Annotated in this window: 5 protein-coding genes; all 5 read right to left on the bottom strand. The window is 67.9% G+C overall.

All coding sequences use genetic code 11. The annotated features are described in order from the left end of the window. A partial coding sequence (gene rnc / locus HOP12_09915; GenBank protein ID NOT34472.1) for a ribonuclease III occupies positions 1-1,078 on the bottom strand: 1,078 nt, incomplete at its 3' end. Between the two features lie 11 nt (positions 1,079-1,089). Beyond that, entirely contained in the window at positions 1,090-2,337 is a 1,248-nt protein-coding gene (gene fabF / locus HOP12_09910; protein ID NOT34471.1) for a beta-ketoacyl-ACP synthase II, read from the bottom strand. 88 nt (positions 2,338-2,425) lie between these two features. Then, positions 2,426-2,671: an acyl carrier protein gene (gene acpP / locus HOP12_09905; protein ID NOT34470.1), complete on the bottom strand. Its 246-nt coding sequence runs from the start codon at positions 2,669-2,671 to the stop codon at positions 2,426-2,428. 105 nt (positions 2,672-2,776) lie between these two features. Further along, a complete protein-coding gene (gene fabG / locus HOP12_09900) occupies positions 2,777-3,556 on the bottom strand; it encodes a 3-oxoacyl-[acyl-carrier-protein] reductase (protein NOT34469.1) in 780 nt (259 codons plus the stop codon). A 19-nt stretch (positions 3,557-3,575) separates the two neighbouring features. Continuing rightward, a partial coding sequence (locus tag HOP12_09895; protein ID NOT34468.1) for an ACP S-malonyltransferase occupies positions 3,576-4,367 on the bottom strand: 792 nt, incomplete at its 5' end.

Below are 4,367 nucleotides of genomic sequence, written 5' to 3'. Positions count from 1 at the left end.
AACCACGCCGTCGCGACCGCCGAGTCGGCGCGTCGTCGTCCAACTCGGCCGGGCTCGGGGCCGGCCCGACCGCGTCGAGAATTTCTTCCTCCTCCAGATCGAGCGCCTCGCGCGCCGGCGTGGTTTCGACGGTCAGGCGCTCGCGCCCCGGTCGGTCGCGGTGGCGATCCCGGCCGCGTGACGGCTCGCGTTCGGTCTCGGCGGGTTCGGCGTCGTCCGTCGCCCCGTGCCCTTGCACGCGATCGAGCGCGTCACGCGCGGCCGCCTGTTCGGCTTCCTTCTTGTTGGGCCCACGCCCCTCGCCGAGCACCCTCCGCCCGACCATCACTTCGACCATGAACACCTTCGAGTGGTCCGGACCCATGGAGCTGCGGATCCGATAGACCGGGTGGGTGCGGAACGTGCTCTGCACGTATTCCTGCAGGTGACTCTTGTAGTTCGTGTGCCGCTTGTCCGCCGCGATGATGCGCGCGTCGTCCAGCAGGTGGCGGTCGATGAACGTCCGCGCCGCCTCGAAGCCCTGATCCAGATAGACCGCTCCGAGCACCGACTCGAATGCATCCGCGAGGATCGAGAGGCGCTGACGCCCACCCGATTCGATCTCGGAATGACTCATGAACACGAACTTGCCGAGCCCCATCGCAAGCGCCCTGCGCGACAGGATCGCCTTGGAGACCAGGAGCGACTTGGTCTTGGTGAGCTGACCCTCGTGCTCGTTCGGATGCCGGCGATAGAGGAACTCGCTGGTCACGAGCCCCAGCACCGAGTCGCCCAGGAACTCGAGGCGCTCGTTCGACTCGCGCGGACCCTGGCCGGTCACGTGCAGGTAAGAGCGATGCGTGAGCGCGAGCTTGAGGAGGCCGGGATCGTTGAAGCGAATCCCGAAGTGCTTCGAGAACGCATCGATCGCCCGCGCTTCCTCGGCAGCCAGCAGCGTCTGACCGGGGCGTTGCCGCGGCGCACGCGCCGCCGGTCTGGGAAGCAGGCCCTTGAGCCATTCCCACAGCGAAAAACCGCGCGACGGAGGCGACGGCGGTGGACGTCGGGTGCGGCCACGGCCGCGCCCTCCGCGCCTCATGCGACGGGACTTCAGCCCGTCGCTCGAAACGCGAGCGTCACGTTGTGTCCCCCGAACCCGAACGAGTTCGAGAGTGCGGCCGTCACGCGTTTCGCGCGGGCCTGAATCGGTACGAAGTCGAGGTCGCATTGAGGATCCGGATGTTCCAGGTTGATGGTCGGTGGAACGATCCCCCTCGAGAGCGTGAGAGCGCAGACGACCGCCTCGAGAGCGCCAGCGGCGCCCAGCAGGTGTCCAGTCATGGACTTGGTCGAACTCACCATGGTGCTCCGCGCGGCGTCGCCGAGTGTGCGCTTGATCGCAGTCACTTCGGCCGGATCGCCGGCGGGCGTCGAGGTGCCGTGGGCGTTCACGTACTGCACATCGGACGGCAACAAATGCGCGTCGGCGAGGGCGCGCGCCATCGCGCGCGCCGCTCCATCGCCATCCACGCACGGCGCAGTCATGTGGTACGCGTCACCACTGGCACCATAGCCAGCGAGTTCGCACAGCGGTCGGGCGCCGCGCGCGCGGGCATGTTCCTCGGTTTCGAGGACCAGCACGGCGGCGCCTTCTCCGATCACGAAGCCGTCACGTTCCTTGTCGAACGGGCGGCTGGCTCGGATGGGATCGTCGTTTCGGGTGGAAAGTGCTCGGGCATTGGAGAAGCCGGCCACCGCCATCGGCGTGATGGTGGCTTCGCTTCCGCCCGCCAGCATGACGTCGGCATCACCGGCCTGAATCAGTCGAAGCGCCTCGCCGATCGCGTGGGCGCCCGAGGCGCAGGCCGAGACGGTCGCGAAGTTCGGACCCTTGAGTCCGAACTGGATCGAGATCTGACCCGCGGCCATGTCGACGATCATCATGGGAATGAAGAACGGACTCACGCGTCCGGGACCCTTCTGGAGCAGGTTCGTGTGCTGCTCTTCGAAGGTCTCCATGCCACCGATGCCCGAGCCGATGAGCACACCCGCGCGTTCGCGATTCATGCGCTCGAGGTCGAGTCCGGCACTGCGGATGGCCTGGTGGGCGGCGACGACCGCGTACTGGGTGAAGCGATCCATGCGCTTCGCCTCCTTGCGGTCGAGCACTCCCTCGAAAGAGAAGTCCCTCACTTCACAGGCGAACTTGACGTCATGCTGGCTGACGTCGAAGCGCGTGATGGGTCCCGCGCCGGAGCGGCCTGCGACGAGCTGTTCCCAGAAGCGTTCGGTGTCGTTTCCGAGCGGCGAGATCACGCCGGTGCCGGTGACGAACACACGTCTCGATTCGTGACTCACGATTCTCACACTCTCCGTGTGGGCACCGGCAGGCTCGACCCGCGGTTGCGGGCGTCCTCCGGCGTCGACGGCGGCTCGGGCTCGCGGCTCAGGACGCCGTGGCGTGCTGCTTGAGGTAGTTCATCGCATCGCCGACGGTGCGCAGCTTGTCCGCGTCCTCGTCCGGGATGTCGAGACCGAACTCTTCCTCGAGCGCCATGACCAGTTCGACGATGTCGAGCGAGTCGGCGCCGAGATCCTCGATGAACTTGGCGTCGGGATTCACCTGCTTGAGATCGACTTCCAACTCCTTCGCGATGATCTCCTTGACGCGATCTTCACTGAATGCTCCCACTGAGAACCTCCCGGTTGTGCCGCGGCCTGGTGCCGGGGCGAAATCCGCGGCGCGCGAACGCGCGCCGCGTCACCGGTGCCGAGCACCGGTAAAGACTGGAAACGATCACATCACCATGCCGCCGTCCACCGTCCACACCTGGCCGGTGACGTAGGACGCGCGCGGTGATGCGAGGAACGCAATGATTTCCGCAACTTCGGCCGCGCGTCCGAGCCGGCCGAGCGGAATGCGGCTCATCAGATCGGCGCGCGCGGCTTCGGGCAGCGCCGCGGTCATGTCGGTCTCGATGAACCCCGGACAGACCGCATTGACCGTGATCGCGCGCGACGCCAGCTCGCGCGCCAGCGACTTGGTGAAACCGAGCAGTCCCGCCTTGGAGGCCGAGTAGTTCGCCTGCCCGGCGTTGCCCATCAGGCCCACCACCGACGACACGTTCACGATCCGTCCGTAGCGCGCCTTCATCATGGAGCGCGCCACCGCGCGCGCGCAGCGAAATGCGCCGCCCAGGTTGGTGTCGATCACCTCGGACCACTGGGCATCGCTCATGCGCATGAACACCCCGTCACGCGTGAGACCGGCGTTGTTGACCAGCACGTCCACGCGCTCGAGCTTCGCGAGGGCCGCGTCGAACGCACTCGAAACCGAATCACTGTTCGCGATGTCGCAAGCGAACGATTCGGCGCGAGCGCCGCCGGCGCGCAGCCGCTCGAGTGCCGCACTCGCGCGCTCCTGATTACGATTGAAGATCGCGACCGCGGCACCGCGCGCGGCAAGCGCCTCGGCGACCGCGAGCCCGATGCCGGATGCTCCGCCGGTGACGAACGCCACCTGGCCCGCAAGTTCCGCGGCCGTGCCGGCGAGCGTCGAACCCTGTGCGTGTTCCATCGGCATCCTTTCCGAGCCCCTACGCCGTTCCGCCGGCCGACGAGGTCGCGCCCGCGACCCCGAGGCTGGCGAGCGTGGCGGCGAGACTCTCGGGGTCGTCGACGTTGGCGCTGCGTGCCGAGGCATCCAGCGACCGCAGCAGTCCGCGCAGCACCACCCCGGTGCCCAGTTCCACACAGGTCGCCTGCTGCGCGACCAGGAATCGCATGGTGTCTTCCCAGCGCACCGCGCCGAGCAACTGTTCCTTGAGTGCGAAACGAATCGCATCGGCCTGCCGCTGCGGCGTCGCCGAGACGTTCGAAACGATCGGACAGCGTGCGTCGTGGATCGTGACGGCGTCGAGCGCCTCGGCGAGTCCCTGCGCGGCCGAAGCCATGAGTGGCGAGTGGAACGCGCCCGAGACCTCGAGGCGGATGGCACGGCGCGCGCCCTGCGCCTTCGCCAGCTCGCACGCCCGGTCGACCGCGGCGACCTCACCCGAGATCACCACCTGCCCCGGGGCATTGAAGTTGGCGGCGCGCACCACGCCCGCGTCCGCCGCCTCCGCGCACACGCCTTCGACTGCAGCTCCCGACAGGCCGAGGATCGCAGCCATCGCTCCCGGATTCGTGAGCCCCGCTTCGTACATGAGTTCACCGCGCCGCCGTACCAGCGCCAGCGCATCGCCGAATGACAGCGCGCCGGCCGCCACACAGGCGGAGTACTCGCCGAGGCTGTGACCGGCCACGAAATCGGGGCGCACGCCTGCCGCATCGGGCAATCGCCACGCCGCGATCGAGTGGGTCAGCAGGGCGGGCTGGGTGTTCGAAGA

The organism is Candidatus Eisenbacteria bacterium (assembly GCA_013140805.1).
Classification (GTDB): domain Bacteria; phylum Eisenbacteria; class RBG-16-71-46; order RBG-16-71-46; family RBG-16-71-46; genus JABFRW01.
The sequence above is the reverse complement of the archived record's forward strand: the minus strand, read 5'-3'. Positions and strand labels throughout refer to the sequence as shown.

Excerpts from the sequence above, each read along its gene's own strand:
- fabG (NOT34469.1), bottom strand. The coding sequence starts at position 3,556 with ATGGAACACGCACAGGGTTCGACGCTCGCCGGCACGGCCGCGGAACTT.